The sequence below is a fragment of the Methyloversatilis discipulorum genome (assembly GCF_018780585.1).
Classification (GTDB): domain Bacteria; phylum Pseudomonadota; class Gammaproteobacteria; order Burkholderiales; family Rhodocyclaceae; genus Methyloversatilis; species Methyloversatilis discipulorum_B.
The window spans coordinates 1-1,324 of sequence record NZ_JADMJL010000029.1 but is presented as its reverse complement, the minus strand read 5'-3'; the positions used below and the strand labels follow the sequence as shown (position 1 = coordinate 1,324).

Sequence of the window (1,324 nt, the reverse complement as noted above, 5' to 3'; positions counted from 1 at the left end):
TGAATCGCCCCGGGATTCGTGGAGGCTGTTTGGTTTAAGTCAGGCCGCCACCGCGACGGCTTGAATGGCGAATTGCCGGTAGTAGTTTGCCTCAGCCTCTGCAGGCGGGATGTAGCCGATGGGTTCGAGCAGGCGATTGTTGTTGAACCAGGCCACCCATTCCAGCGTCGCCAACTCCACAGCCCCCTTGGTCTTCCAGGGTGCGCGGCGATGAATCAGCTCGGCCTTGTAGAGTCCGTTGATCGTCTCGGCCAGCGCGTTGTCGTAGCTGTCACCTTTGCTGCCCACGGACGGCTCGACGCCAGCCTCCGCCAAGCGTTCGGTGTACCGAATGCTGACGTATTGAGAGCCCCTGTCGGAGTGGTGAATCAGGCTGCTGTCGCGCTCGGGCTGGCGTGCGTACAGCGCCTGCTCCAGCGCATCGAGCACGAAGTCCGTCCGCATCGAACTGCTGACCCGCCAGCCCACGATGCGCCGGGCGAAGACGTCGATGACGAAGGCCACGTACAACCAGCCCTGCCAGGTCGAGACATAGGTGAAGTCCGAGACCCAGAGCTGATTGGGGCGATCAGCCTTGAACTGCCGATTGACCCTGTCCAGCGGGCACGGTGCTTTGCTGTCGCTGATCGTGGTGCGCACGACCTTGCCGCGCATCACGCCCCGCAAGCCCAGCCGCCGCATCAGCCGCTCGACCGTGCAACGCGCCACGGCCGTGCCTTCACGCCCGAGTTGGCGCCAAACCTTGTCGGCCCCGTAGACCTGCATATTGGCCTGCCAGACGCGCTCAATATGCGGCGCCAGGGCCTCGTCACTCTGGGCACGAGCGCAGCGCCTGTGAGGCTCTCGTCGCAATGCAGCGTGGCGCCGATACCCAGACGGGGCGACCTGCAGCACAGCGCAGATCGGCTCGACCCCAAAGGTATCGCGTTGCTTGTCGATGAAGTCCCTCAGGACTTGAGTCGGCGGTCGAGCTCCGCCTGGGCGAAAAACGCGCTGGCCAGCTTCAGAATCTCGTTGGCTCGGCGCAGTTCCTTCACTTCACGCTCAAGCTCCTTGACGCGCTGCGCTTCGGTCGTGCTCACGCCAGGCCGCGCGCCCACATCGACCTCGGCCTGCTTGACCCAGCCCAGCAGTGTCTGCGGCACACAGCCAATTTTTGGGGCCATCGACTCCACCGCCGCCCACAGCGACGGGTACTCTCCACGGTGCTCTTGCACCATCCTCACTGCCCTCTCACGCGTCTCAGGTGAGAACTTGTTCGACTTGTTCATAGCTCCATCTTCTCAAGAGTTGGAGCCTCCTCAAAACGCGGGGCGATTCACTT

General features: G+C 63.3%; 1 protein-coding gene and 1 other annotated feature. The gene reads right to left on the bottom strand.

Features of this window, described 5'->3' with window-relative positions:
• Nucleotides 1–39 precede the first annotated feature (39 nt).
• Nucleotides 40–1,271, bottom strand: a protein-coding gene (locus IV112_RS13955; protein ID WP_304004240.1) for an IS3 family transposase whose coding sequence is annotated in 2 segments (ribosomal slippage) — nt 40–980 and nt 980–1,271 — 1,233 coding nt in all. Because the reading frame shifts where the segments join, the coding sequence is not laid out codon by codon here.
• Nucleotides 877–993: a sequence feature (AL1L pseudoknot), on the bottom strand. Its footprint overlaps the gene before it by 117 nt.
• Nucleotides 1,272–1,324: the final 53 nt, after the last annotated feature.